Raw genomic sequence first — 25,782 nt, forward strand, 5'->3', positions numbered from 1 at the left:
TTCACGCCCGATGTGCTAACAAGTGGGCGTGAGCACCGACACCCCGATCATCGAGACCTCGTCGTTCCCGCTGTCCGTCGCCGGTGACGAGATCACCGCCGCACAGCTGCACGGCATCCTCCGCCTGCGCGTGGACGTGTTCGTCGTCGAGCAGGACTGCGCCTATCACGAGATCGACGGACGCGACCTCCTGCCCGGCACGCGGCACCTCTGGATCGGCGGTTCCGTCGCCGTCGACTCGTACCTGCGGGTGCTGCAGGACGCCGGCGGCACCTTTCGCATCGGCCGGGTGTGCACGGCCGTCCGCTCACGCGGCAAGGGGCTCGCGGGACGGCTGATGGAGACCGCTCTCGCGGGGATCGGGGACGCGCCGTGCGTCCTCGACGCGCAGACGTACGCGACGAAGTTCTACGCCAAGTACGGCTTCGTGGTGGAGGGCGAGGAGTTCATGGAGGACGGCATCCCGCACCTCACGATGTGGCGCCGGGAGGCGCCGCGGCCGTGATCACCCCGACCGCGCGGTCCACGTCGGCCTCGGTGAGGTCGGCCCGCGCGGTCAGGCGCAGGCGGGAGATGCCGTCCGGCACGGACGGCGGCCGGAAGCAGCCGACGCGCACGCCCTGATCGGCGCACGCGGCCGCCCACGCGACGGCGGCCTCCGGCGACGGCGCCTGCACCGAGATCACCGCGGCGTCCGGGAGACCGACCCGGAAACCCGCCGATTTCAGTTGCATCGCAAGGTTTCCCGCGACTTCGGTCACCTTGGTGGCCAGCTCCGGCTCGGCCTTCAGCGCGGTGAGGGCGGCCAGCGCGGCGGCGGCACTGGCGGGCGCGAGCCCGGTGTCGAAGATGAAACTGCGCGCGGTGTCCACGAGATGTTTGATCACGCGACGCGGCCCGAGCACCGCTCCGCCTTGCGCCCCAAGGGATTTCGACAGCGTGATCGTGGTGACGACGTCCGGCGCGCCGGAGAGCCCGGCCGCGTGGACGGCGCCGCGGCCGCCCTCGCCGAGGACGCCGAAGCCGTGCGCGTCGTCGACGAGCAGCGACGCGCCGTGCTCCCGGCAGACACCGGCGAGCTGCTCCAAGGGGGCGATGTCGCCGTCGACGGAGAACACGGAATCGGTGACGACGAGCGCGCGCGGTTTGCGGCGGGTCGCCAGCGCGTGCTTGAAGGCGTTCGGGTCGCTGTGCGCGACGGCGGCGATGTCCGACCGGGACAGGCGGCAGCCCTCGATCAGCGAGGCGTGGATGTACTTGTCCGTGACGATCGCGGAATCCGCGCCGGACAGGGCCGTGACGGCGCCGAGGTTCGCGGTGAACCCGGACGAGAAGACCAGCGCGGCCTGCGTGCCGCAGAAGCGGGCGAGTTCGTGCTCGAGTTCGGCGTGGACCTCGGTGGTGCCGGAGACGAGCCGGGAGCCAGTGGCCCCGGCGCCCCAGCGCAGCGCGGCCGCGGCCGCCGCGCCGGCGACACGTTTGTCCCTGGCGAGCCCGAGGTAGTCGTTTCCGGCGAGGTCCAGCTCCGGCTCCTGCGCCTGCCGGATGCGCAGCTTGCGCACCAGCCCGGCCTCGGCCCGCTTCTCAGCCTCTACGTCGAGCCAGTCGAAGACCTGGTCGGGCGGGAGGTTCTGGGAGGCGGGGCCGGGAGAAGTCACGTCCCGCAGTCTCCCATCCGCCGTTTCCCGATGGACGTGGTGGTCCCCACTCCGAACGCAATGAACGGTCCGTTCCTTGCGAAATTTGCAAGGAACGGACCGTTCATGGCACTAGCCGCCGGAGGAACCGGCTTCAGTCACTTCAGCTGTCGTAGCTGCGACGCGGGCGTCCGCCCGGACGCTGCGGACGGCCGTTGCCGCCACCGCCCTCGCCACGACGCGGGCGGCCGCGGAAGCCACCGGGACGGCCGCCTTCGCGGTGACCGTGACCCTCGCGCGAGCCCTGGTAACCGCGGTCGCCGCCACCGTAGCCGCGGCCACCGCCACGACGCGGGGACTCACGACGGCGCTCGACGACCGGCTCGCCGCTGGGCTGCCGCGCACCGGTGATACGGGCGAGCTCGGCGTCACCCGGGCGGATCGTGGTCTGCTCGGCGCGGACGCCGGCGCGGTCGGTCATCCGGCGCACCATGCGGCGCTGGTCGTGGGTGACCAGCGTGACCACGACACCGGACGCCCCGGCGCGCGCGGTGCGGCCGGCGCGGTGCAGGTAGTCCTTGTGGTCGGCGGCCGGGTCGACGTGCAGCACCAGCGAGATGTCGTCGACGTGGATACCGCGCGCGGCGACGTCCGTGGCGACGAGGACGGGCGCGTAGCCCTCCTTGAAGTCCGCGAGGACGCGGTTGCGCTGGCCCTGGGTCTTGCCGCCGTGCAGGGCGGCCGCGTGGACGCCCTTCTCGCGCAGGCGCTCGGTCAGGCGGTCCACGTGGTGCTTGGTGCGGACGAACATGATCGTGCGGCCCTCACGGGCGCCGATCTCGGTGATGATGTCCTGCTTGTCCTGGTGCGACACCTGGAACACGTGGTGGTCCATGGTGGTGACGCTCGCGGTCGACGGGGCGACCGAGTGCGTGACCGGGTCGGTCAGGTACGCGCGGACCAGCCGGTCGACGTCGCCGTCGAGGGTGGCCGAGAACAGCAGGCGCTGGCCGCGGGCCGGGGTCAGGTCGAGGATCTCGCGGACCTGCGGCATGAAGCCCATGTCGGCCATCTGGTCGGCCTCGTCGAGCGCGACGAAGTTGACGTCGGACAGCGACGCGGTGCCCTGGCGGACGTGGTCCGACAGCCGGCCGGGGGTGGCGATCAGCAGATCGACGCCGCGGGACAGCGCGTCGGCCTGGCGGGTGAAGGCCATGCCGCCGACGGCGGTGCGGCACCACAGGCCGAGGGCCTTGGCCAGCGGGGTCAGCGAGTCGGCGACCTGCATGGCCAGCTCGCGGGTCGGGACCAGGATCAGCGCGCGGGGGTGCTTCGGCCGGGCGCGGCCGCCGTTGAGCCGGGTCAGCATCGCGAGGCCGAAGGCCAGGGTCTTGCCGGAACCGGTCTGGGCGCGGCCGAGCACGTCGCGACCGGCGAGGGCGTCGGGGATGGTCGCCGACTGGATCGGGAACGGGGTGGTGATACCGGCGTCGGCCAGCGCCCGCAGCAGCGGGTCGGGAAGGCCGAGTTCCGCCCAGGTCTTCGCCTTGACCGTCTCGACGGCGTCTTCGCGCAGCATCGCGTCACCCGCGGGGCGGGTGCGCGGCTTGCGGTGCTGACGCGCCGACGGTGAGACGTGGCCGGAGTTGAACGTGACTGTCACAAATGCCTCTCGGACGTGGCACGTCGCAAGGAGGCCCGGGCTGCCCGCACGCAGGCAGGGCAAGATGGTGTGCACAGATGGGCGTTCACAGGGACGAACCCGGCACACCGCGTCTGCGTGACACCGCGCGCCAATGGATTGATACGGATACCGCGAGCCATTCGGTTGGCTTTGGAGGCGACGGACACCAACTCATCCACGCCGCCGGTTGCGGTCTGTCACTACTGTACCGGACCGTTATCCGGCCTCCCAACTGGAGGGAGCGATTGTGGGCAGGGTCTCCACGGCGGGGTCTTCCCCGGCGTGATCGTGCCGGGAAAGACCCCTTCGAGACACTGTGGACGGTCAGCGGAGGCCCGCGATCTCCTGCAGCTCCTCGATCAGCTCCGGCACCGCCGTGAGCCGCTCCGGCAATCCCCGCGAGTGGAACCACGTCGCGATGTTCCGCACGTCCCGCGCGAGGAACTCCAGCCCGCCGGGATTGGCCACGATGTCGACCACCTGGGGGAGGTCGATCACCATGATCCGTTCGCGGTGCACGAGCAGGTTGTACGCCGAGAGGTCACCGTGCGCGAGCCCCTGCGACGCCAGCAGCTCCAGCATCGCCGAGGTCTGGAACCACAGTTCCCGCAACTGGTCGGGCTCCGGCCGGACCTGCGCCAGCCGCGGCGCGGCCGTCTCGCCCTCGCCCAGGAATTCCAGCAGCAGTTCGGTGCCGTCGCGCTGCACCGGGTACGGCACGGGCGCGCCGACCGACCAGAGCCTGCTCAGCGCGCCGAACTCCGCGACGGCCCACTGTTCGGCGATGAGGTTGCGGCCGAAGCTGCTGCGCGACTCCATCGCCCGCATCTCCCGCGAACGCCGCATCCGCCTGCCTTCGAGGTAGCCGGCGTCACGATGGAACAGCCGGTGCTCGCCGCTGCGGTACCGCTTGGCGGCGAGCACGGTGCCTTCGGTACCGGGCAGGTTGCGCCGGACGAGGTGGACGTCCGCCTCCTTGCCGGTTTTGAGGATGCCGAGCTCGGTGTCGACCGCCGCCAGTTCGGTGATCACCCAGTCCGGGCGCGGCAACGGTCCTTGCTCCGCTTCTCCCCAGGTGCTCCAGCGGTCGGCGCCGTCGGGGATGGCGGTCTCGGTGTAGGCGTCCTCCCGCAACCGGGCGAGGCGGACGCGTTCGGCTTCGGTGAGCCGTCCGCCTCGGGTGGGTTCGGGTTCGTCGTCGAAACGGGCACGACGGGTACGGCGAGGACGTTGTTCGTAAGACTCTTCGAGATCGTGCTTGCGCACTGGTGGGTTCTCCTAGATCAGGGATGCCCCACCGGGCGAGCGTCGTGGCTCCGCGCTCAGCCGCGAGGGGCGAGTGGATGGGGGCGGCCAAGGCCCCGGACAGTCATCAGCACGAGGCACCTCCCTGTCGCATCCACCGGCTCCCTGCCGGATCGCGGACGATCATCCCCGACCCCCGCGGCCGTGCGCAACCGATTTAATTCCCGGCGCGGCCAAGTACATGAAGGCCCCCTTCCTTGCACCAGGCGCAAGGAAGGGGGCCTTCATGTACTTGGCAAGGTGTGAAGGTCGAGTTTCTTCGGCTGAGCCGCGGGAAGGGGGCCTTCACGCGCGGCCGTTGTGACCGGTGGTGCGCCCGGGGTACGCGTGGCGATTCCCAAGTCCGTGAAGGCCTCCTTACCTACCCTGAAGGTAGTGAAGGGGGCCTTCACGGACCTCGGTACGCGCATCCGAGCGGCTAGGCCGACCGCAGCCCCGCCAGCTCACTCCGTGACCGCACCTTCAGCTTCCGCAGCACGCTCGCGACGTGCTGTTCCACCGTGCGCCGGGACAGGAACAGCACCTCGGCGATCTCCCGGTTGGTGTGCCCCGCGGCCAGCAGGCGGGCGACGTCGCGCTCCCGTGGCGACAGTTCGTCGCCGTAACCCCGGCGGCCACGCCGCGAGGGGGCGACGGCGCCGGTGGACCGGAAGGCGTGGCGGCAACGCGCGGCGTCACGCGTCGCGCCGAGGTGGTCGAAAGTCTCCGCGAGCGACGCGAACGTCTCTGCGACGTCCTCGTTGCGGGCCAGACGGCAGCGCGCGGCCCGTTCGGCGACCAGCGCGGCGTGATAGGGCGCGGGGAGCGCCTCGAAGCGGGTCCGCGCCTGCTCGAAGGCCTCGATCGCCTCCGCGTGGTCGCCCCGGGACGCCGCGACGAGCCCGCGGTTCGCGGCGAGCGCGGCCCGGGTCGACGGTGCGTCGAGGTCGCCGACCTCGCGTTCGAACTCGTCGGCCAGCGCTTGCGCCTCGGCGTCCCGCCCCGTGGCGCAATACGCGTCGACGGCGGCCATGGCCAGATCGGCGCCCCAGGCCCAGACACCCTTGGCGCGCAAGAGTTCCAGTCCCTTCTCGGCCTGCGTCACGGCGGCCTCGCCGAGATCCTGCGCGAGCAGCATGCCCGACATCCCGGCGTGCGCGGCGATCGCGACCGGGGTGAACGCGTTCTCGGGCTGATCCGCCGCGGTACCGGCGAACCGGGCGGCGGCCTCGTCCCATTCGCCGCGGGCGGCGGCGAGCAGGCCCAGCACCAGGCACAGTTCGCTGGTCACCGGCAGGAGGTCGCGGTACTCGTCGATCAGCGCGCCCGCGCGTTCGGCGAGGCCGTCCCAGTTGCCGGTGAGCCAGTCGGTGTGGACGGCCGTCGCGCGGGCGGTGCTGACGACGTACGGCGCACCGCAGTCGGCGGCGAGCTGCATCCCGCTGCGCAGCAGGCTCCTGGCCCGCCGGTGGTGGCCGGTCCAGGCGCAGGCGTCGGCGCTGTTGCAGTGCAGCCGTGCCAGATGCCGCTGTTCGTCGGCGGAACCGACGGTGGTGGGCGCCCGGTCCAGCATGTCCCAGCCACGCGTGTCGCCGATGTGCAGCCGTGACGCCGCGTTGTTGGCCAGCAGGATGATCTTCAGCCGCCGGTCGGTGGCCCGGTCGATGAGCTCGTCCACCCGGTCCATCCAGCGCCGGTGCTCCCGCAGCGGCGTCGCGCCGACCCAGGGCTGGGCGAGGACACCCATCCCGCGGCCGGCCAGATCGGGCCGGTCGGAGAGGTCGTTGACGGCGATCTCGATCTCGGTCCGCGCCGCCTCCAGCCCGCCCGCCTGGCGTACCAGCAGGAGCCCGAGCCCCAGCCGGACCTCGCCGCTCAGGCGCCCGGACAGCCTGCCGTCGGTGAGCAGCCGCTCCAGCGCCGGGACGACTTCGGTCTGCGCGAGTCCGTTGCACGCCACCGAGCTGAACTTGACCGCGAGCCTGTCCACATCGGACGGTTGGAGGCCCGGTTCGTCGAGCAGGGTGCGGAGCAGATCGGTCGCGGTGGCGAGGTCGCCGACCGTCGACGCCTGATCCGCGGCGGCTTCGCCGTACTTCAGGGCACCGGCCCGGTCGCCAGCCTTCCGGCAGTGTTCGGCCAGCCGCACCAAGGACTGCGGGAGCCGGTCGCGCAGCAGGCGCGCGGCCCGCCGGTGCAGTTCCTGGCGGTCGGGACCGGGGATGGTGAGGTACGCAGCCTGGCGGGCGAACGCGTGCCGGAAGTCGTACAGACCTTCGCCGGACTCCACGAGGACGTTGCGTTCGAGCGCGAGGACGAGCGCGCGGCGGGCCCGTTCGGGGGTGAGCGCGGCCGCGGCGGCCAGCAGGTCCGAAGTGGACGGTGTGCCGAGGACGGCGGCGGCCTCGGTGATCCGCCGGGCGGCCGGTGGCAGCGCCATGAGGCGTTCGACCGTCGCTTCCCGCAGCAGCGCCGGGACTTCGACGGTGTCGAGCAGACGTCGCGCGGTCGCGCCGTCGGCGTGCACCGCGCCTTCGACGCCGCCGATCGCGTGCACGATCTCCTCGACCACGAACGGGATCCCCGCGGTCCGCTCGTGCAGCCGTGCGGCGAACTCGGCGGAGACGTTCGCTTCGCCGAGCAGCGCCGAAACCAGTGACTGGACGCCATCGCGGTCCAACGGCCGGAGGGTGACGAGCGCGTGGGCGGTGCCGGGGGAGGGCCGGTAGGCGCTGCCGAGCGGGATGCCGCCGGGAGTCTCCTCGCGCCGGTACGTGAGCAGGAGCGTCAGGCCCGCGGGCGGTTCGGTCATCAGGAACCGCAGCAGGCGGCGGGAACCGTCGTCCGCCCAGTGGAGGTCTTCGACGAGCAGGATGTGCGGGCCCAGCGAGCCGAGCAGTTCCCGGACGGCGCGGAAGAGCTGGTGACGTTCGGTCCTCGGGTCGGACGGCCGCGGCGGCGGCTGAGGCAGGAACGCCGCGAGTTCGGGCAGGTAGGGCGCGAGGACACCGGTCACCGGGCTGAGCTCACGCGCCGGCCGGACGTCCTTCAGCGCGTCGAAGACCACGCCGTACGGGAAAGGCTCCCGCAGCGGCTGGCAGGTCGCGGTGAGGACCGGCCGTCCGGCCAGTTCGGCGCAGGCCAACAGCTCGGTGGCGAGCCGGGTCTTGCCCACCCCCGCTTCGCCTTCGAGCATGATCACCGACGGCGAGCGCAACGCGCCGTCGAGGAGCTCGCGTAATTCCGCCTCACGGCCGACGAGCACCGGCGAACTCGTCCTGCGTCGGCAGCCACCGATCACCATGCCGGGTCACCCCCGCTTCACGAACCACACCGTTCGAGTGAACGCAGCTTAAGCGCGGTTTCGATGATCACGGAACCCGCACGGGCGGTCACCCGACTTTCGTAGGGACGGGGGATTTCGCCATTAGATACGTAGTCCTACGGACCGTTGCCTCGCTTGTTCGCGCAGGTCCCGCCACCCGAAAGTGATTCCAGCGTGACTGCACGTCACGGCGCCGGTCTGGACCTCCGCCGGCGCGAACCACCTGTTCGAGTGAACGGAGCTCAGGAAATGCGTGGAGAACTTCGACGTCACCGGATCGCGGGTGCGGTGCTGGCCGGGGCCTGTGCGGCGGCCACGGTGGCCTTCGCCGGACCGGCCACGGCCGCCGAGGGACAGATCCGCGGTGCCGGTGTGCCGGGGGCCGTCACGGACGGGTACATCGTCTCGCTCAAGAGCGGCGACGCGGGCCTCGCGGCCAAGTACGGCGGCCAGGTGAAGGCGACCTACACCGCCGCGCTGAACGGCTTCTCGGCGAAGATGACCGAGGCGCAGGCCAAACGCCTCGCCGCCGACCCGAACGTCGACTTCGTCCAGCAGGACGCGGTCGCGCACCTGCTCGGCACCCAGACCAACCCGACCTGGGGCCTGGACCGGATCGACCAGAAGAACCTGCCGCTGGACAAGAAGTACACCTACCCGAACACCGGTTCCGGGGCGACGGTCTACGTCCTCGACACCGGGGTCGACTACCGCCAGACCGAATTCGGCGGCCGCGCGACCAGCGGGTACGACTTCATCGACAACGACAGCGACGCCCGCGACTGCCAGGGACACGGCACGCACGTTGCCGGCACGGTCGGCAGCGCCACCTACGGCGTGGCCAAGGGCGCCAAGATCGTCTCGGTCCGCGTGCTGAACTGCCAGGGCAGCGGTCAGTACTCGCAGATCATCTCCGGGATCGACTGGGTGGTGAAGAACGCGAAGGGCCCGTCGGTGCTCACGATGAGCCTCGGTGGCCCGGCCGACTCCGGGGTGGACTCCGCGGTGCGCCGCGCGGTCGCGGCGGGCATCACGAACACCGTGGCCTCCGGCAATTCCAACACCGACGCCTGCTCCACCAGCCCGGCCCGGGTCCGTGAGGCCATCACGGTCAACGCCACCCAGAGCGACGACCGCCGGTCCTCGTTCTCGAACTACGGCAGCTGCACCGACATCTTCGCGCCGGGCACCAGCATCACCTCCCTGCGCAACGGTGGCGGCACGCAGCAGATGAGCGGTACCTCGATGGCGACGCCGCACGTCGCCGGCGCGGCCGCGATCTACCTGACGTCGAACCCGTCGGCGACCCCCGCCGCCGTGGCCTCCGGTCTCGCGAACGCCGCCACCAACGGCGTCGTGACGAGCCCGGGCTCCGGTTCGACCAACAAGCTGCTGAACGTGGCGGGTCTCTGATGCGCCGCGGCGTGCGCGCCGGTGTGGTGGCCTTCGCGGCCACCGCGCTGGCCGCGCTCGCCGCGGGCAACGCCCTCGCCGCTCCGGCGGAAGGCGTTGTCGTGCAGGCGAAACAGCACTACGGCGATCAGTACATCGTCGTGCTCCACGATGTCGGCACCCTGGCGGTCGAGCAGTCCTCGGCCGCGCTGACCGGCCGCTACGGCGGCGAGGTCCGGTCGGCGTACAAGAACGTGCTCCGCGGGTTCTCCGTCAAGGGCATGTCCGAACAGCAGGCCCGGCGGCTCGCGGCCGATCCGGCGGTCAAGGCGGTCTACCAGGACGGCACCGCGCGTGCCGTCGGCACGCAGGCCAACCCGACCTGGGGCCTCGACCGCGTCGATCAGAAGAACCTGCCGCTGGACAAGAGTTTCACCTACCCGAACACGGGCGAGGGCGTCACCGCGTACGACCTCGACACCGGGATCAACCCGGAGAACCCGGAGTACGAGGGGCGCGCGTCCATCGGCAAGGATTTCGTGGGCGGCAACGGGAAGGACTGCAACGGGCACGGCAGTCACACCGCGGGCACCATCGGCAGCAAGACCTACGGCGTGGCCAAGAAGGTCAAGCTGGTCGGGCTGAAGGTGCTGGGCAACGACTGCTCGGGCAACGGCCCGGACTCCGCCATCGTCGACGCGGCCGAATGGCTGACCTCGAACGGCACCAAACCGGCGGTGGCGAACCTGAGCCTGCGGATGGACCAGGTCGGGCTCGGCGACGACGTCATCAAGAAGTCCATCGCGGCGGGCTTCGTCTACGTGGTGGCGGCGGGCAACGAGAACCAGAACGCCTGCAACGTCAGCCCCGCCCGCATCCCCGAGGCGATCACGGTCGGCGCCTCGGACAGCGGCGACAACAAGTCCTCGTTCTCCAACCACAGTTCGTGCGTGGACATCTTCGCCCCTGGCAGCAACATCACGTCGCTGTCCACGTCCAACGGTGGTTCGGCGAACATGAGCGGGACGTCGATGGCCACGCCGCACGTGGCCGGGGCGGCGGCGCTGTACCTCGCCGCGAATTCCGGTGCCACCGCGCAGCAGACGCGGGACGCGCTGGTGAACAACGCCTCCGACGGCGTGCTCAAGGGACTGCCGTCCGGCACGGTCAACAAGCTGCTGAACGTGTCGTTCATCGGCGGCGGTGGCCCCACCCCGGCGTGCGGGGCCAAATCCAACACGACACCGGTGTCCATTCCGGACGCGGGTGACGCGGTGACCAGTTCGGTGACGCAGGAAGGCTGCGACGGCAAGGCGTCGGCGACGCTGCCGGTCAAGGTCGACATCGCGCACACCTACACCGGTGACCTGGCGATCGACCTGATCGGGCCGAGCGGTGCGGTGTTCGGCCTCAAGCAGGCGGGAGGGATCGGCGAGGCGGGCGGCGTGCACACGTCGTACACGGTGAACGCCTCGTCCGAACCGGCGAACGGGACCTGGAAACTGCGGGTCCGTGACGTCTACCGGTTCGACAGCGGGACGATCGAAGGCTTCTCCATCACCTTCTGAGTCCTTGCGAACGGCGGTGCGCCGCGGTCACGATGGCCGCGGCGCACTGTCGTTTCGCTGGGAGGTCTTGGATGGAGTCCTACGATGCCGTGATCGTCGGCGGCGGGCACAACGGCCTGGTGGCGGCGGCCTATCTGGCCAGGGCCGGCCGCTCGGTGCTGGTGCTGGAACGGCGCGACGAGGTCGGCGGCGCGGCGGTCTCCTTCCGGGCGTTCCCCGGCGTCGACGTCCGGCTGTCGCGGTACTCGTATCTGGTGAGCCTGCTGCCCCGCAAGATCATCGCGGAACTCGGGCTCGGACTCGATCTCCGCCGCCGCCGGATGTCGTCGTACACGCCGGTCGGCGACGGCGGTCTCCTTGTCGACACGGGCGACGACGGCCGGACCGCGGCGTCGTTCTCCGCGCTCACCGGGTCCACAAAGGACTTCGAGGCGTGGCGACGGTTCTACGAGATGACGTCCCAGGTCGCGAAGCGGACTTTCCCAACCCTGACCGAACCTCTGGTCTCCAGGGAGGAGCTGCGCTCGGGTATCGAGCCCGGGGCGTGGGACGCGCTGTTCGAACGGCCGATCTCGGAAACGCTCACCGGGATGTTCGGCGACGACACCGTCCGCGGCGTCGTCCTGACCGACGCGCTGATCGGCACTTTCGCCGGGGCCGGTGATTTCCGGCAGAACCTTTGCCTGCTCTACCACGTGATCGGCAACGAGACCGGCGACTGGGACGTGCCGGTGGGCGGGATGGGCGCGGTGACCGGGGCGCTCGCGTCGGCCGCGTCTTCCGCCGGGGCTCGGCTGGTGACCGGCGCCGAGGTGTTGTCGATCGACCCGGGCGGCTCAGTGCGCTATCGGCTCGGTGACGACGAGTTCGTGGTGCGTGGCGGCCATGTACTGGCGAATGTCGCGCCGCGGACGCTCGCGCGGCTGCTGGGGGAGGAGCCACCGGAGGCGCCGGAAGGCGCGCAGCTCAAGGTGAACATGGTGCTCTCACGGCTGCCGCGGCTCCGTGATTCGAGTGTCGATCCGCGAGAGGCGTTCGGCGGGACGTTCCATGTCAACGAAGGCTACGAGCAGTTGGCGACGGCCTATGCCGAGGCCGCCGCGGGCCGGATCCCGTCGTTGCCGCCGTGCGAGATCTACTGCCACTCGCTGACCGATCCGTCGATCCTCGGCCCGGCCGAACAGGCCGCCGGGGTGCAGACGCTGACGTTGTTCGGGCTGCACATGCCCGCCCGGCTCTTCGAGGGCCGCAATGACGCGGCGCGCGACGAGGCGTTGCGTGCGACGTTGTCCTCTTTGGACAGTGTGCTGGCCGAGCCGATCGAGGACTGTGTGCTGCGGGCGCCGGACGGCCGGTTGTGCGTCGAGGCGAAGACGCCGCTGGATCTCGAAGCAGAGCTGGGGTTGCCCGCGGGACACATCTTCCATCGTGATCTTTCGTGGCCTTATGCCGCGGATGCCGATCAGGTCGGGCTTTGGGGCGTCGAGACGGCACATGAGCGGGTGCTGGTGTGCGGCGCCGGGGCCGTTCGGGGCGGTGGGGTGTCGGGTATCCCTGGGCACAACGCGGCCATGGCGGTGCTTGCCCGATCCTGAAACGTCATGAAAGGGCCGTTCAGGACGAAATATGTCCTGAACGGCCCTTTCATGACACTCGCTACTGGACGGTGAGGGTGTAGGTGGCGGTGGCGGTCTTGCCGGCCGAGTCCTTCGCGGTGACGGTCACCGGATACGTGCCCCGTTGGAAGGGCGCGACCACCTGCATGGTCGAACTGCCGCCGCTCGAGATCGTCTGCGGGTTGAAGAACGGGGCGAACGGCAGTCCCTGCCCGGACGCCGACAGCGTGATCGTGCCCGTGCCTCCGGTGGCGGAAACCGTGACGTTGCTGAAGAAACCGGGTTGCGCTGTCCCGCTGGCCGGGCTCAGGCCCACCTTGAGGTCGCCGGGCTGCGGTCCGCCCGCGCCGACGGTCAGTGTCAGGTTCGTGGTCGCGGTGTCGGTGGTGCCCTTGCCCGAGATCGTGACCGCGTAATCCTTCTCGGCCGTCCCGGCGGGAACCTCGATGGTCACCTTCGCCGATTCACCCGAGGTGATGGACGAGGGCTGGAACGTCGCCGTCGCGCCTTGCGGCAGCCCCGAAGCGCTGAGATCGACCTTCTCCGCGCCGTTCTTGCCCGGCTTGCTGGTCACCGTGGCCGAAACGTACTTGCCCGGCTCGACCTTGAGCGAGGACGGCGTCACCGCGAGCGAGAACGTCTCCGGGTTCTGCGGCTCGCCGATCTGCTGCTTGACCCAGTCGCCCATGTCGTTGTTGAGCCTGCCGTAGACGCTGTACCACTTGAAGTCGCTGCGGCTCCACGACGCGACGCCGACGATCTTGCCGTCCACCACGAGCGGCCCGCCGCTGTCGCCCGGCAGGATGGTGACGTGGCCGTCGCTGTAGCCGCTGCAGATCATCGTGGCTTCCTTGAAGCCGGCACCGACACCGTTGCAGTTGCTGCCCTGCACGATCGGCAGGGTGAACTTGTGCAGTTCGACGTTGCGGGTGTCGTCGTTGAAGTCCTTCTTGCCGTAGCCGAGCCCCAGCCCGGACTTGCCCGGCTTGTTCAAGTCCGTGTCGGCCGACGTCGCGACCTTCGCGTACTGGCCGCCGGGCACCGGGATGTCGGCGTCCGTGGTGACCACCGCGACGTCGTAGCCCTGGTCGAAGTTGACGTACTTCGGGTGCTTTTCATAGCTGACGACGCCGATCCGCGTTCCGCCACCGGCGTTCAGATCGTCGAGCCCGTAGAGGAAGGACTTCTCACCGGCCGCGTCCTTGCAGTGCGCGGCGATCAGGATCTTGCGCGGCGCGACGACCGACCCGGTGCAGGTCTGCCCCTGCGGTCGCGTCCCGCCTTCGCGCAGGCCCGCGATGATGAACGGATAGTCCGTGACCGAGGCGGGCGTGCCGCCGATGGAGTTCGTATGCGGTCCGGAGGGGACGACCGCTTGGTCCGTCGGGGTGACCGCGGTCAGGTCCGCGGCGGCCGCCGGCGCGGGCAGGAGGACCGAGAGGCAGCCGAGGGTGGCGGTGGCGATCCCCAGTAGCCGTTTTCTTCTGTTCACGGTGGTTCCTTTCCAGGTGGCTGGAAATCACTTTCCGCATCCGCGCCTGGTGGAACAACCGAGGAAGAAGCCCGTAGGGGTACGGAACTAATGCGCTCCGTCGCCGGTCAAGAGCTCGATACTGTGGTCACCGGTCCGTTCGACGTCGAGGCCCGCCTTGGACAGCACGCGCATCAGCTGCTCCACAGTGGACGGTTCGCTGCGAGACTTGACCAGCTCCGCGGCCAGCCGTCCCTTGTACGCCTTGTTGAAGTGACTCACCGTGGTCCGGTTGCCCTTCGCGTCCTCGGTCACGACGCGGACGGTCACCGCGTCCGGGCGGAGCTTCGCCAGCGCCGAATAGGTTCCGGAACGCAGATCGACGACGAGACCGTCGATGCCCTGGAGCACCGGTTCGAGGACCGGCTTCCACACGCTGCGGACGGTCCCCAGCGACGGGAGCGCGTTGCCGCCGGAAAGCCGGTACGCGGGGATCGGGTCGGTCGCCGCGACCACTCCGAACAGCGCCGAAGCCACGGCGAGGCGCTTCTCGGCCTTCGCGAGCGTCGCCTTGGTGAAGGACTTCACGTCGAGCGCGTCGTAGAGGACCCCGGTGTAGCGGCGCAGCGCGGGCATCGTGGACGAGGTCCACAGTTCGGCGTTGCGGGCGACCTCGTCGGCCTGCCGTGGCGTGATGCCGAGCGCGGCGACACTGGCCGGGACGTCACCCGCGAGTTCGACCAGCGCGTCGGCCAGCTTCGCGCGGGCCGGGTTCAGTTCCGGGAACGACAGCGCGCCGAGGTCCAGTGGCGCGCCGGTGCCGCCGGCGGCCTTGGTTTCGGAAGGGGGGAGCAGCACGAGCACCACGGAAGCGTAACTAAATGGAGTGCGTCACCCCGAGGCGCGGGCTTAGCCTCGTCCGCATGAGCCTGACCTGGCGCCCGCTGACCATGGACGACATGCCGCGACTGGCCGAGACCTTCGCCGAGGCGGAGCGTGTCGAGCCGATCGAGGAGCACTACAGCGCGGAGGATCTCGCCGAAGAGATCGGTACGCCGACCGTCGACCTGCCGACCGCGTCGACCAGCGCTTGGGACGGCGACACGCTGGTCGCCTACGGTCTGCTCCGCAAACGCGACGCGGCGGATCCGGTGCACATGATGCGGGTCGAGACGCTCGTCCATCCCGCTTATCGCGACGAAGCGATCGCCGCGCACCTCACCGGCTGGTTCGAGGAGGCGGGCAAGAAGCTCCACGCGAAGTCCCATCCGGACGTACCGCTGGAGCTGCACGCGGCGGCCAACACCAAGCAGCGCTGGCTCTCCGAGGTACTCGTGGCCGCCGGGTACGAGCACGCTCGCTGGTTCGTCGACATGCGAGCCGACCTCGGCTCGATCCCGCCGGCGAAACCGCTGCCGGAAGAGTTCCCGCTCGTCGCGTACGAGGAGAAGTACGAGGCGCTCACGCTGCGGTCCCGCAACGAGACCTTCGCGGATCACTGGGGGAGCACCGAGCAGTCGCCGGAAGCGTGGCGGCATCTGGTGGTCGGCGGGAAGGACTTCCAGTCGGACCTGTCGTTCCTGCTGCTGAGCCCGGAGCGGGACAGGGTGGTCGCGATGGTGCTGAGCGCGTTCTTCGCCTCCGACGAGGCGGCCACGGGCGTGAAGGAGCTGTACGTCAGCCACGTCGCGACCGACGCGAGCCTTCGCGGACGCGGGATCGCGGGCGCGCTGCTCGGGCACACGCTCGTCCAGGCCAAGGCCAAGGGTTTCCAGCGGGCTTCGCTCAACGTCGACCAGGACAACAGTCACCGTGCTCTCGGGGTTTACGAGCGGGTCGGGTTCAGCGAGTTCCAGCGCTGGGCCGGGTACGTGAAACCTGTTCCGACCTGACCGGTTGTCACCTGAAAGGGTGGATTTCGGTACAGTCGATCTTCTCGGAGAGATCGCTGGGGGTGGTAGGGCGTTGCCGGTTTCCGCACGCCTCGGCTGGCACGACCTCCCTTCGGCGACGCGTGACGCCGTCGAGCGTGAGCTCGGGTCGGTGGTCCGTCGTTCGTTGTGGCAGACCCCGGAATTCGACGGCGGTGTCTCGGCGCGGCTCGAACTCGAACGCGGTCATCGCTGGGTCTTCCTGAAGGCGATCCCGGCGGGCAGCCCGCGCGCGGGCGGCTACCGGACGGAGGCCGACATCGCGCGACGGCTTCCCCCGGAGGCGCCCACGCCGAAGCTCTTGTCCTTTGTGGACGGTGAATGGCTGGTGCTCGTGTTCGCCGACTTCGACGGCACCAGGCCGAATCTGCGCCCGGGATCGCCGGACCTCTCGGCGGTGCTGGCCACCTTCGGCGCGCTCGGGCGCACACTCACGCCATGTCCGCTGCCCGACGTGCCGGACGCGCTCGACGATCTCGGCCCGCTCCTGCGCGGCTGGCACGAACTCGCGAAGGAACGCCCCGACGACCTCGACGCGTGGGCCGTCCGCAATCTCGACCGGCTCGTCCAGCTGGAGACGTCGTGGCATCCCTGGTCGGCCGGGGACACGTTGCTGCACAACGACATCCAGCCCGAATACCTGGTGCGGACCGGGCCGGGCCGGGTGCTCGTCACCAACTGGCGCTACCCGGCGAGGGGTGCGGGCTGGCTCGATCTGGTCGCGCTCGTGCCGTACCTGCTCGACGCGGGGCACGAGCCCGCCGACGTCGACCGGCTGCTCCGGCGCCGCCCCGTGCTGGCCGGCGTCCCGGTCTGGGCGGTCACCGCGTTCGGCGTCGCACTGGCCGGGCACGCCGAACGCGCTTGCCGGTTGCCGGAACCGCCCGCGACGACCGGGGTGCGCGCGGCGCAACGCCGCCTCGCGGGGGCGATGCGGGAGTGGCTCGCTTACCGGACCCACTGGCAGTAGCCACCCGGCTCGTGAGTGGCCCTGACGGTTCTAACCGTCCTTCCCGCTCACGAGGTTGAGTGGCTCGTCCCCGGCGGCGTACCGCCGCAGCTGCTCGGCGACCAGCCGTTTCGCGCGCGGGTAGAACGACGCCGACCCGCCTGCGATATGCGGCGTGATGATCACGCCCGGCGAACTCCACAGCGGATGCCCGGCGGGCAGCGGTTCCGGATCGACGACGTCCAGCGCGGCGCGCAACCGCCCGGAGACGGTCTCGGCCGTGAGCGCGCCGGTGTCGATCGCCGAGCCGCGCCCGACGTTCACCACCAGGGCGCCGTCCGGCAGCGCGGCGAGCTCCGCGGCGCCGAACAGGCCCATGGTCGCGGGCGTTTCGGGCAGGATCAGCACCACGATGTCGGCGGACGGCAGCAGCTCGGCCAGTTCGCCGACGCCGTGCACCCGCTCCGCGGGCCGGGCCGTGCTCGCCACCCTGGTCACGATCGCCTCGGCCGCGACCAGTTGCCGCTCGATGGCCTGGCCGATCGAGCCGTGGCCGACCAGCAGCACCCGGCTGTCGGCCAGCGAACGCGTGTGCTCGCGCTCCCACGACGCCGTCGCCTGCTGCGCGAACCAGCGCGGCAGATCCCGCTGCGAAGCGTGGATCAGCGCCAGCGCGTGCTCGGCCACGCTCAGGTCGTGCAGGCCGCGGCCGTTGGCCAGCTTCACTCCCGCGGGCACCAGCGGGATCAGCTTCTCCACTCCGGCGGACAACGACTGCACGAGCTTCAGGGAAGGAAGCCGGTCGATCAGCTTCATCGGCTCGGTGCCGGTGTCGTACGGCAGCACGTAGACCTCGACGTCATCGAGGCCGGTGTCGGGCAGCGGGCCCAAGCCGTCGTAGAGCCGCGCGCTCAGCCCTTCGGGCAGCTCGATGTCGGACCAGGGCAGGATGGCTCGCTCCGTCATGCCGCCATTCTGACCATCGTGACCGGCGTCAGCCCTCGTGGGTCGCGACGCAGAATTCGTTGCCGACGGGATCGGCCAGCACCGTCCAGGCGAAACCCGGCATCTCGTGCTCGTCCAGCTTCTTCGCGCCCAGTCCGATCAGACGCTCCACCTCCTTCTCCATGTCTTCGGTCCCGAAGTCCACGTGGACCCGGTTCTTGCTCACCCGCTCCTCCGGCACGCGCTGGAAGGCGAACACCGGCCCGTTCTCCTTCTTGGCGTGCAGGATCAGGAACTCGCCGCCGTGGTCCTGATCCACCTCGACCTCCAGCGCCTTCGTCCAGAACGCCGCGAGCCCGCGCGGATCCGCGCAGTCGATCGTGATCATGCCCAGTTCGATACCCATGGCGGCACGCTAGCGGCGCCCACCGACAAAACCGGGCGCCCGCGATAACCGGTTGAACCGGCCCGGGGCGGGGTGACTACGCTGCGCAGAACGTCTAAGCACGTAATTCCAGCGAGGAGCCCAGAAGTGATCACCAGGATGTCGTCGTTGTTCCTTCGCACCCTGCGTGAGGATCCGGCGGACGCCGAGGTACCGAGCCACCGGCTCCTGGTACGCGCCGGCTACGTCCGCCGGGTGGCCCCGGGTGGCTATTCCTGGCTGCCGCTGGGCCTGCGGGTGCTGCGCCGGATCGAGAACGTCGTCCGCGAAGAGATGAACGCGATCGGCGCGCAGGAGATCCAGTTCCCCGCGCTGCTGCCGAAGGAGCCTTACGAGGCCACCGGCCGTTGGACCGAGTACGGCGACGCGCTGTTCCGCCTCAAGGACCGCAAGGGCGCCGATTACCTCCTCGGCCCGACGCACGAAGAGCTCTTCGCGCTCACCGTGAAGGGTGAATACAGCTCGTACAAGGACTACCCGGTCGTCCTGTACCAAATCCAGACGAAGTACCGCGACGAGGCGCGTCCCCGAGCCGGAATCCTGCGCGGCCGCGAGTTCGTCATGAAGGACTCCTACTCCTTCGACCTCGACGACGAGGGCCTGAGCAAGTCGTACGAGCTGCACCGCCAGGCCTACACCAAGCTGTTCGACCGCCTCGGCATCGAGTACGTCGTCGTGAAGGCGACCTCCGGCGCGATGGGCGGTTCGGCCTCCGAGGAGTTCCTCGCCGTCGCCGAGACGGGTGAGGACACCTACGTCCGCAGCACCGAATCGGGTTACGCGGCCAACGTCGAAGCGGTCACCACGCCCGCTCCCGAGGCGAAGCCGATCGAGGGCCTGCCCGAGGCGAAGGTCCACCACACGCCGGACACCCCGACCATCGAGTCGCTGGTGAACTTCCTGAACAACGCCGATCTCGGCCGCACCTTCACCGCCGCGGACACACTCAAGAACGTCCTGGTGAAGACCCGCCAGCCGGGCGCGAAGGAGTGGGAGCTGCTGGCCATCGGCCTCCCCGGCGACCGCGAGGTCGACCCGAAGCGTCTCGAAGCGTCGCTCGAGCCCGCCGAGTTCGAACTGCTCGAAGAGGCCGACTTCGCGAAGAACCCCTTCCTCGTCAAGGGCTACATCGGCCCGAAGGCGCTGAAGGACAACGGCGTCCGCTACCTGCTCGACCCGCGCGTCGTCGACGGCACCGCCTGGGTCACCGGCGCCGACGAGCGCGACCACCACGTGGTCGACCTGGTCGCGGGCCGCGACTTCACCGGTGACGGCACGATCGAGGCCGCCGAGGTCCGCGAGGGTGACGCGTCGCCCGACGGCAAGGGCACCCTGGTCGCCGCGCGCGGTATCGAGATCGGGCACATCTTCCAGCTGGGCCGCAAGTACGCGGACGCGTTCGAACTCGACGCGCTGGGCCCGGACTCCAAGCCCATCCGCATCACCATGGGTTCGTACGGTGTCGGCGTCTCGCGGCTGGTCGGCGTGCTCGCCGAGCAGAACCACGACGACCTCGGCATCGTCTGGCCGCGCGAGGTCTCGCCGTTCGACGTGCACGTCGTCATCGCGGGCAAGGACGAGACGGTCGCCGCGGGCGCCGAGAAGCTCGCCGCCGAACTGGACGCCGCCGGGATCGAGGTCGTCCTCGACGACCGCAAGGCCACCCCTGGCGTGAAGTTCGCGGACGCCGAACTCGTCGGTGTGCCGACGATCCTCGTCGTCGGGCGCGGCCTGGCGAACGGTGTCGTCGAGGTCAAGGACCGCCGCACCGGCGACCGCGAGGAGATCGCCGTCGACGCGGTCGTGGAGCATCTGGTCAAGCTCGTCCGTTCGTAATGTTCGGCAAGAAGCGCGGGGATTCCCCGGGCTACGAGGACAACGCGGCGCTGGACGGGTTCGGGGGCTATCAGCCCTCGGACTCGTCCGGCTACACGCCCGCCTCCGAGACCCCGGCCCCTGAGCCAGAGCCGGAGAAATCCGCGAAGCAGCCGATGTCGCGGAGCGGACGTAGGGCCATGTACGGCTTCTTCGCGACGCTTGGCGTCATCGCGGTCGCCGCGCTCGCGAACAACGGCGACAGGTCGTCGGAGAGCAGCGCGCCCACGCCCAGGGCTCCGATCGTCTACACGCCTTCGCCTCAGGTCATCGCGCCGCCGGTGACCGAAGGCTGGCAGTCGGTGGCCGGGAAGGACGGCGTCTACGCCTACGACGTCCCGCCGAACTGGACGCCGAAACCCGGCACGATCCACGGCTGGGAGAAGGGCACCCAGGTCCCGGGCATCACCATGGTCGCCAGCGCCTTCGTCGGGGAAGGCTATTGCCCGCAGGAGAAGCGAAGCAGGCTCGGCGGAAGCGGGGTGGCGAACATCAAGCTCGCCGACCCCGGCGCCGCGGCGAAGAAGGCGGTCGACGACCTCGCCGTCAGCGCCTACAACCCCGAAGACGGCCCGCTGACGGCCAAGATCACCGCGGAACCGCCCCAGACCACCGAGTTCACGCTCGGTACCGGCAAGAAGGTCCCCGCGAGCATCGTCCTCGCGGAGGTCGTCACCCCGCCGGGAGCGTGCGGCGCCCACCGCGCCTTGGTCGGCGTGATCGCGCCCCAGCTGGGCGAAGCCTCGGCGGCCCTGGCCGTCTATTCGGGCCAGGACGCGCCAGGCGGAGCGGATCGCGAGCTGATCCTGAAGATCCTCAAGACCTACCGCGGTGTCCCGGAGGCCGACCGCAAGACCATCACGCCGCCGCCTTCGACCCTGCGCTGAGGCTTCTTGCCCGACCGCGCGAGCTTCGCCAGCCGCAGCAGCCCGGTGTTCGGCAGGTAGGCCCGGCCGAGCGCGATCCCGATCCGTGGCAGATCCGCCTCGTCGCGGAACGCGAGGTACAGCGGCACGTGACGCGGCTGGAACTTCGCCTTGAACGCGTGCAGCGAACGGAAACCGTAGAACGGCTCCATCATCGTGCCGAGCGCGTCGAGCACCCGCTCGACGGCGTGCGCGGGTTCGCCGGAGCTCGCCAGGGGAGCGCCGGACAGCGAAACGAACTTCGCGCCTTCTTCGCGGAAGGCCAGGCAAGACGACGCGATCAAGAACTCCATCGACGGACGGAACCCGTCGGCGCGTTTGCGCATGACGTCGAGCGTCCAGCCGCCGATCGCGCCCGCGCCGGTGTACACCGGCAGCCACGACGTCACGCCGTGCACCACGCCGTCGGCGTCGACCGCGAGCCCCACACGCGTCTCGGGATCCATCGCCTCGTCGACCCCGCCGAGGGTGAAGCCCATTTCCGGCATGCCCTTGTCGCCGATCCACTCCTCGGAGATCGCGCGGACCTGCGAGATCACCGCGCGCGGCTGGTCGGCGAGCCGGACGAGCCGGAACTCGATGCCGTCCTTCTTGGCGCGGTTGAGCGCGGTCCGCACGTCCTGCCAGCGCTTGCCGCGGAATTCCAGCGTGTCCAGTTCGATCAGGGTGTCCTCGGCGACCTGGACCTGCTTCCAGCCGAGCTCCCCGGTTTTGGCGATGGTGTCGCCGGTGGCGGAGAACAGACACGGGACGAGGCCGGTGTTCTCGCACATCGTGATGAACTCGGCGATCGTCCGGTCGGCGGCACCGTCCGGGGCGATCGGGTCGCCGAGGGCGATGGCCACCCCGGCGTGGCGCCGGTAGGCGAGATAGGACTTGCCGTCCGCGGCGACGAAATACGAGTTCTGCGGCCAGGTCGTCATCCACGAAAGCGTGCTTCCGCCGTGACGGCTGAGCAGGGTGCGCGCCAGCGCGGGGTTGCCCATCCGGCCGAGACGGCGGCGCTTCCGCCGCGACGGCACGCGGAAAGCGCCGCGCGAGGAGACCAGCAGCGCGAATTCGACCGTCCACAGCAGGTTGTCCACGAAGAACAGCGGCGGATCCATCAGGTCGGCGTCCTCGCCGAAGATCTCCGCGAGCGTGAGCACCCCGCCGTAGACCATCACCTGCAGGATGACGAACGAGGTCAGGATCATCGCGCACCACCAGGCGACCTGGCTGCCCTTGCGCAGGCCGTTCATGATCGGCACCACGATCAGGCACAGGACGACGACTTCCCAGGTGGACAGCGAAAGCTCTTCGGAGGAGCCGAAGGGACCGTTGCCCGGCACGAAGGACATCACCAGTTCGGCGACCGTCAGCACCAGCAGGCCGGCCATCACGTAGAACCGCCACTCGCGCAGGCTCGGTCGCCGTTCGCGCGAGGATTCCTTGGCACCGACGAACTTCCGCCCGAACGGCAGCGCGAGGACGAGGGCGAAGAAGTGCACGAGATCGGCGAGTGTGCCGACGAAGATGATGGCGACCCCGGCGTAGACACAGAGCCCGGCGCGCAGGCGCAAACGCCACGGCGGGCGCAGGGTGGCGCTGGCGACCGCGACCGCGGCGAGCGCGCCGCCGGAGAATCCGACGTCGAGGCTGCCCGCGACGCGTTCCGCCCATTCCCAGCCGGAATTGCGGCTCAGTGCCAGGAACTGGACCGCGACCAGCACGCTGACGAACTGGCCGCCGATGGCGACGGCCATCGCCCGGCGCGTGCCGAGGCGCCATTCGGCGAATCCGGCGAACAACGCGAAGCTGAGCACCATCGGCAGGTAGTACAGCGGGACGACCGCGAACAGCGGTCCGGTGAACAAGGTCCACCACCGGCCTGCTTCGAGCGACGGCAGCCCATACGCGATGTACGGGTACACCGCGCGGTCCTCGGCGGCCGACCAGAGCGCGCCCGTGGCCAAGGCGAGCGCGAGCATGGTCAGCGTGACGAGGCTGGTGAAAGGCAGCCGGTGCCTCAGCACCGTGGCGATCTTGTGCGTCCGGCCCGGCGCGGCCGTCCCGCTTCCCCCTTTTGGCATGGAACTCAAATTAGGGGCGGGAGGTGCCCGGACACATCCGGCACGGGACCCATATTTCCCTTAGGGGAGTGCTACTCGCGACGGATGCTCTCACCCATCTTGAGGACGACGCCGCCGGCTATCGCACCGGGGATCCCCTGGTCCGCCAGTACCAGGAGGACGTGGTAGCGGCCGGATCCGGGCAGCGCGCGCAGCGGGAGGGCGATCGCGGTGATCGAGACGGAAGGCGCCGGGCACGGTCCGTCCGGGGCGGGGACGACGGTGGTGGTCACGGCGGTCGCGGTCGTCCCGCCGTCCAGGACGGGCACCGATCCGGCCTTGCCGATCTCCGTCTTCGGGCCGTGTCCGTATGCCGCTTCGGCCCAGCGGATCGTCGTTTCCTCGGCCGCCTGGGCGAGTCCGCCGACCTCGCCCTCGTCGATGGTGGTGAACCCCGCCATCGCGCGGGCCGAGAGATCGGAGCCAGGGCAGAAGGCACGCCGGTACCGCGCGACACCCTGCAGGGTGACGAGGTCACCGGACGGGGTCTCGTAGCCGATGGCGACGTCGGGCTCTTCGAGTTTCCAGTCCGGCGGGACGTCGTAGACGAGCGGGTGATCGTCGGACAGCACCGGCTGCCAGCCCGCGATCACGGGCTCGACGCGGGTGGCGGGCACCGGATCGGGCAGGACGAGATCGTGGGCGGACGGCGGCGGGGGCGCGGTCTTGGCCTGATAGGTGGCCGTCGTGCCGACGGCGAGGACGAGGATCAGCCCGAGGATCCCCAGTGTCGGCCTGAGGCGCAGGCGACGGCGGGAAGAAACGGTGTCCCGGATGACCGGGAGCGGACTCGTCCGTTCGGCCTCGGTTTCGAGCGGTTGCCCGGTGAGCGGATCGACGAACCACTGCCGAGGTTCGTCGATGCGCCCACCGGGGCCGGTCATTGCTGAGGCCTCAGACTCGCGAGGATCTTCTGGGCGTCCGCCTCGGTCAGCGCGTCCGGGGTGCCCTGGTCCATGGCCATGACGAAGCAGATGGTCTGGTCGCCGGATTTGAACGCGGCGGAGGTGACCTTCACGCTCGGGGCGCGGCATTCCTCGGTTTCGGCCGGGGTGAAGGTGCCGGTCGAGCTGACCGCCTGGATCGAGCCGCCCGCGATCGCCACCTGCGTGATGTCGGGCAAGGGGACGTCGGGCTTGCCGGTGGCGGCCTGGGTCCAGAGCCGGACGGCGCCACGGGCGGCGTTCTCGACCGGGATCTGGTCCGCGGTGGCGAAGCCGACGACACCGCGGTTCGAACCGCGGACCTCCGGGCAGGCGCCGAGTTTGTACGTCGACGCCTCGTGGATGACCATCTTGAATTCGCCCTCGTTGTAGCCGACGATCTGGCCCGGCTCGGTCTCCCAGCCCGACGAGGGCAGGTCGTAGGCGGTTTTGTCCTTGACCGACAGGATCCCCTGCCAGCCGGGCGTCGTCGAGGGCACTTTGTTGTCCTTCGGTGCGCCGCTGCTCGAAGACGGCGGTTTCGTCGCCGAGGACGACGGCGGCGCGGGCGCGGAGGAGGACGGCGGTGCCGCCTGGGGCTGCGGCTCGTCGCCGTCGCGCAGGACGAAGAAGAGCGTGGCACCGACGGCGATGACCAGGACGAGCGCGCCGAGGCCGATCCACAAGGCCTTCTTGCCGCCCTTCGGCGGCTCGGGCGCGAAACCCTGGTACGACTGCTGCGGGAACTGCGGGAAGCCCTGCTGCTGGTAACCCTGGTACTGCTGCTGGGGATCCTGCGGATATCCCTGCTGCTGGGGGTACTGCGGATAGGGCTGCTGCGGTTGCTGCTCCGGCCAGCCGTTGCCGCCGCCTGGGTATGCCATGGACCGAGCTTAGTTGGCGCCCCCGAGCACGGCCGCACGTACCGCTACCAGGTCGGACAGGTCGCCGAGCACGGTGTGCGCGCCCGCGTCGGCCAGTTCCTCCGCGCTGAACTGCCCGGTCGCCACGGCCACCGCGACGGCGCCGTTGTCGAGCGCGGCACGGACGTCGTCCGGGGTGTCGCCGATGACGACGACCGACTCGGGCGCGAACTCGGTGCCGTGCTTCGCCGAAGCGTGGCCGACGGCGGCGGGCACCAGATCGGGCCGGTGCGCCGAGAGCGAGCCGTAGCCGCCGATCTCGAAGTCGACGTGCTCGTGCAGATCGAACGCGGTCAGCTTGTGCACCGAGATCTCCGGCAGATTCCCGGTGACCAGTGTCTGGACGATGCCGCCGTGCGTGGCGAAGGCGTTCAGCGCGTCTTTGGCGCCAGGGAGCGCCCTGCCGCTCGAAGACAGGGTCGGGGCGTGGCTTTCGGAGACCGCGATCAGCGCGAGCCACAGTTTGCGCACGTTCTCCTCGGTGGGCTCGACGCCGTGCGAGGTCAGGATGTCCGCGCTGATGGCGCGTTCGGTGCGGCCGCCGAAATTCGGCAAGGCCCGCAGTTCGACGCCGGCGACCTCGGCGAGCGCGGTCGTGTACCAGGCGGCGCCCACGCCGCGCAGGTCCACGAGGGTCTGGTCGATGTCCCACAGCACGAGCCGATGCGGAGTAGTCACGCGATCGACGGTACCGGTGAGCTTATTCAACGTCTGTTGACTTCTTTGCGGCCGAGGCCTACCTTGGCAGCTAATTCAACATGTGACGAATAAATGGAG

20 protein-coding genes are annotated in these 25,782 nt (G+C 70.1%); 8 read left to right on the forward strand and 12 right to left on the reverse strand.

Annotated elements, in window-relative coordinates:
• Positions 1 to 22 precede the first annotated feature (22 nt).
• Positions 23 to 505, forward strand: coding sequence for a GNAT family N-acetyltransferase (locus ED92_RS24940; protein ID WP_037342365.1), 483 nt, complete (start codon positions 23 to 25; stop codon positions 503 to 505).
• On the opposite strand, the gene ED92_RS24945 is transcribed toward ED92_RS24940, so the two are convergent.
• The 4 genes from ED92_RS24945 to ED92_RS24960 form a co-directional block, all read right to left on the reverse strand.
• Positions 471 to 1,658: an 8-amino-7-oxononanoate synthase gene (locus ED92_RS24945; protein ID WP_037342366.1), complete on the reverse strand. Its 1,188-nt coding sequence runs from the start codon at positions 1,656 to 1,658 to the stop codon at positions 471 to 473. The two genes, ED92_RS24940 and ED92_RS24945, sit on opposite strands and share 35 nt — an antisense overlap.
• A 142-nt stretch (positions 1,659 to 1,800) precedes the next feature.
• Positions 1,801 to 3,300, reverse strand: coding sequence for a DEAD/DEAH box helicase (locus ED92_RS24950; protein WP_037342367.1), 1,500 nt, complete (start codon positions 3,298 to 3,300; stop codon positions 1,801 to 1,803).
• A gap of 345 nt (positions 3,301 to 3,645) precedes the next feature.
• On the reverse strand, positions 3,646 to 4,587 hold the full coding sequence (locus tag ED92_RS24955; protein ID WP_037342368.1) for a serine protein kinase RIO: 942 nt from the start codon (positions 4,585 to 4,587) through the stop codon (positions 3,646 to 3,648).
• 457 nt (positions 4,588 to 5,044) lie between these two features.
• Positions 5,045 to 7,870, reverse strand: coding sequence for an AAA family ATPase (locus tag ED92_RS24960; protein ID WP_037342647.1), 2,826 nt, complete (start codon positions 7,868 to 7,870; stop codon positions 5,045 to 5,047).
• Between the two features lie 309 nt (positions 7,871 to 8,179).
• Between ED92_RS24960 and ED92_RS24965 the strand changes: the two genes are divergently transcribed.
• The 3 genes from ED92_RS24965 to ED92_RS24975 all read left to right on the forward strand — a co-directional run bounded on the left by ED92_RS24965 (position 8,180) and on the right by ED92_RS24975 (position 12,485).
• Complete coding sequence (locus ED92_RS24965) at positions 8,180 to 9,343, forward strand: S8 family peptidase (protein ID WP_037342369.1); 1,164 nt, start codon at positions 8,180 to 8,182, stop codon at positions 9,341 to 9,343.
• Positions 9,343 to 10,890 carry a S8 family serine peptidase gene (locus ED92_RS24970; RefSeq protein WP_037342370.1) on the forward strand — a complete coding sequence of 516 codons (1,548 nt, stop codon included), beginning with the start codon at positions 9,343 to 9,345 and terminating at the stop codon, positions 10,888 to 10,890. The genes ED92_RS24965 and ED92_RS24970 overlap by 1 nt, the downstream gene beginning before the upstream one ends.
• 71 nt (positions 10,891 to 10,961) lie before the next feature.
• On the forward strand, positions 10,962 to 12,485 hold the full coding sequence (locus ED92_RS24975; RefSeq protein WP_037342371.1) for an NAD(P)/FAD-dependent oxidoreductase: 1,524 nt from the start codon (positions 10,962 to 10,964) through the stop codon (positions 12,483 to 12,485).
• A 61-nt stretch (positions 12,486 to 12,546) separates the two neighbouring features.
• Here ED92_RS24975 and ED92_RS24980 read toward each other — a convergent pair whose 3' ends face one another.
• The gene (locus ED92_RS24980) at positions 12,547 to 13,998 is read right to left on the reverse strand and encodes a trypsin-like serine protease (RefSeq protein WP_037342372.1); all 1,452 of its coding nucleotides are present in this window, start codon (positions 13,996 to 13,998) and stop codon (positions 12,547 to 12,549) included.
• Positions 13,999 to 14,085: 87 nt separating this feature from the next.
• On the reverse strand, positions 14,086 to 14,841 hold the full coding sequence (yaaA, locus tag ED92_RS24985) for a peroxide stress protein YaaA (RefSeq protein ID WP_037342648.1): 756 nt from the start codon (positions 14,839 to 14,841) through the stop codon (positions 14,086 to 14,088).
• Positions 14,842 to 14,900: 59 nt separating this feature from the next.
• Between yaaA and ED92_RS24990 the strand changes: the two genes are divergently transcribed.
• Positions 14,901 to 15,869, forward strand: a complete 969-nt coding sequence (locus ED92_RS24990; RefSeq protein ID WP_037342373.1) for a GNAT family N-acetyltransferase — start codon at positions 14,901 to 14,903, stop codon at positions 15,867 to 15,869.
• A gap of 73 nt (positions 15,870 to 15,942) precedes the next feature.
• Complete coding sequence (locus ED92_RS24995) at positions 15,943 to 16,878, forward strand: hypothetical protein (protein ID WP_037342374.1); 936 nt, start codon at positions 15,943 to 15,945, stop codon at positions 16,876 to 16,878.
• Between the two features lie 30 nt (positions 16,879 to 16,908).
• Here ED92_RS24995 and ED92_RS25000 read toward each other — a convergent pair whose 3' ends face one another.
• Positions 16,909 to 17,823, reverse strand: coding sequence for a 2-hydroxyacid dehydrogenase (locus tag ED92_RS25000; RefSeq protein WP_037342375.1), 915 nt, complete (start codon positions 17,821 to 17,823; stop codon positions 16,909 to 16,911).
• Positions 17,824 to 17,851: 28 nt separating this feature from the next.
• On the reverse strand, positions 17,852 to 18,208 hold the full coding sequence (locus tag ED92_RS25005; protein WP_037342376.1) for a VOC family protein: 357 nt from the start codon (positions 18,206 to 18,208) through the stop codon (positions 17,852 to 17,854).
• A gap of 126 nt (positions 18,209 to 18,334) precedes the next feature.
• Between ED92_RS25005 and ED92_RS25010 the strand changes: the two genes are divergently transcribed.
• Entirely contained in the window at positions 18,335 to 20,083 is a 1,749-nt protein-coding gene (locus tag ED92_RS25010; protein ID WP_037342377.1) for a proline--tRNA ligase, read from the forward strand.
• Complete coding sequence (locus tag ED92_RS25015) at positions 20,083 to 21,009, forward strand: hypothetical protein (protein WP_037342378.1); 927 nt, start codon at positions 20,083 to 20,085, stop codon at positions 21,007 to 21,009. The genes ED92_RS25010 and ED92_RS25015 overlap by 1 nt, the downstream gene beginning before the upstream one ends.
• On the opposite strand, the gene ED92_RS25020 is transcribed toward ED92_RS25015, so the two are convergent.
• The 4 genes from ED92_RS25020 to ED92_RS25035 all read right to left on the reverse strand — a co-directional run bounded on the left by ED92_RS25020 (position 20,946) and on the right by ED92_RS25035 (position 25,662).
• Positions 20,946 to 23,120 carry a bifunctional lysylphosphatidylglycerol flippase/synthetase MprF gene (locus tag ED92_RS25020; RefSeq protein ID WP_148311488.1) on the reverse strand — a complete coding sequence of 725 codons (2,175 nt, stop codon included), beginning with the start codon at positions 23,118 to 23,120 and terminating at the stop codon, positions 20,946 to 20,948. The two genes, ED92_RS25015 and ED92_RS25020, sit on opposite strands and share 64 nt — an antisense overlap.
• Before the next feature lie 71 nt (positions 23,121 to 23,191).
• The gene (locus tag ED92_RS25025; RefSeq protein WP_037342380.1) at positions 23,192 to 24,043 is read right to left on the reverse strand and encodes a hypothetical protein; all 852 of its coding nucleotides are present in this window, start codon (positions 24,041 to 24,043) and stop codon (positions 23,192 to 23,194) included.
• Entirely contained in the window at positions 24,040 to 24,966 is a 927-nt protein-coding gene (locus tag ED92_RS25030) for a hypothetical protein (RefSeq protein ID WP_037342381.1), read from the reverse strand. The genes ED92_RS25025 and ED92_RS25030 overlap by 4 nt, the downstream gene beginning before the upstream one ends.
• Before the next feature lie 9 nt (positions 24,967 to 24,975).
• Complete coding sequence (locus tag ED92_RS25035) at positions 24,976 to 25,662, reverse strand: HAD hydrolase-like protein (RefSeq protein ID WP_016336147.1); 687 nt, start codon at positions 25,660 to 25,662, stop codon at positions 24,976 to 24,978.
• Positions 25,663 to 25,782 lie beyond the last annotated feature (120 nt).

This window comes from Amycolatopsis sp. MJM2582 (assembly GCF_000754115.1).
GTDB classification, from domain to species: Bacteria; Actinomycetota; Actinomycetes; order Mycobacteriales; family Pseudonocardiaceae; genus Amycolatopsis; species Amycolatopsis japonica.

Bases quoted from the DNA above. Each gene is read 5' to 3' on its own strand.
- ED92_RS24965 (WP_037342369.1), top strand. From the start codon at position 8,180: ATGCGTGGAGAACTTCGACGTCACCGGATCGCGGGTGCGGTGCTGGCC.
- ED92_RS24970 (WP_037342370.1), top strand. From the start codon at position 9,343: ATGCGCCGCGGCGTGCGCGCCGGTGTGGTGGCCTTCGCGGCCACCGCG.
- ED92_RS24975 (WP_037342371.1), top strand. From the start codon at position 10,962: ATGGAGTCCTACGATGCCGTGATCGTCGGCGGCGGGCACAACGGCCTG.
- ED92_RS24990 (WP_037342373.1), top strand. From the start codon at position 14,901: ATGAGCCTGACCTGGCGCCCGCTGACCATGGACGACATGCCGCGACTG.
- ED92_RS25000 (WP_037342375.1), bottom strand. From the start codon at position 17,823: ATGACGGAGCGAGCCATCCTGCCCTGGTCCGACATCGAGCTGCCCGAA.
- ED92_RS25005 (WP_037342376.1), bottom strand. From the start codon at position 18,208: ATGGGTATCGAACTGGGCATGATCACGATCGACTGCGCGGATCCGCGC.
- ED92_RS25015 (WP_037342378.1), top strand. From the start codon at position 20,083: ATGTTCGGCAAGAAGCGCGGGGATTCCCCGGGCTACGAGGACAACGCG.
- ED92_RS25020 (WP_148311488.1), bottom strand. From the start codon at position 23,120: ATGCCAAAAGGGGGAAGCGGGACGGCCGCGCCGGGCCGGACGCACAAG.
- ED92_RS25025 (WP_037342380.1), bottom strand. From the start codon at position 24,043: ATGACCGGCCCCGGTGGGCGCATCGACGAACCTCGGCAGTGGTTCGTC.
- ED92_RS25030 (WP_037342381.1), bottom strand. From the start codon at position 24,966: ATGGCATACCCAGGCGGCGGCAACGGCTGGCCGGAGCAGCAACCGCAG.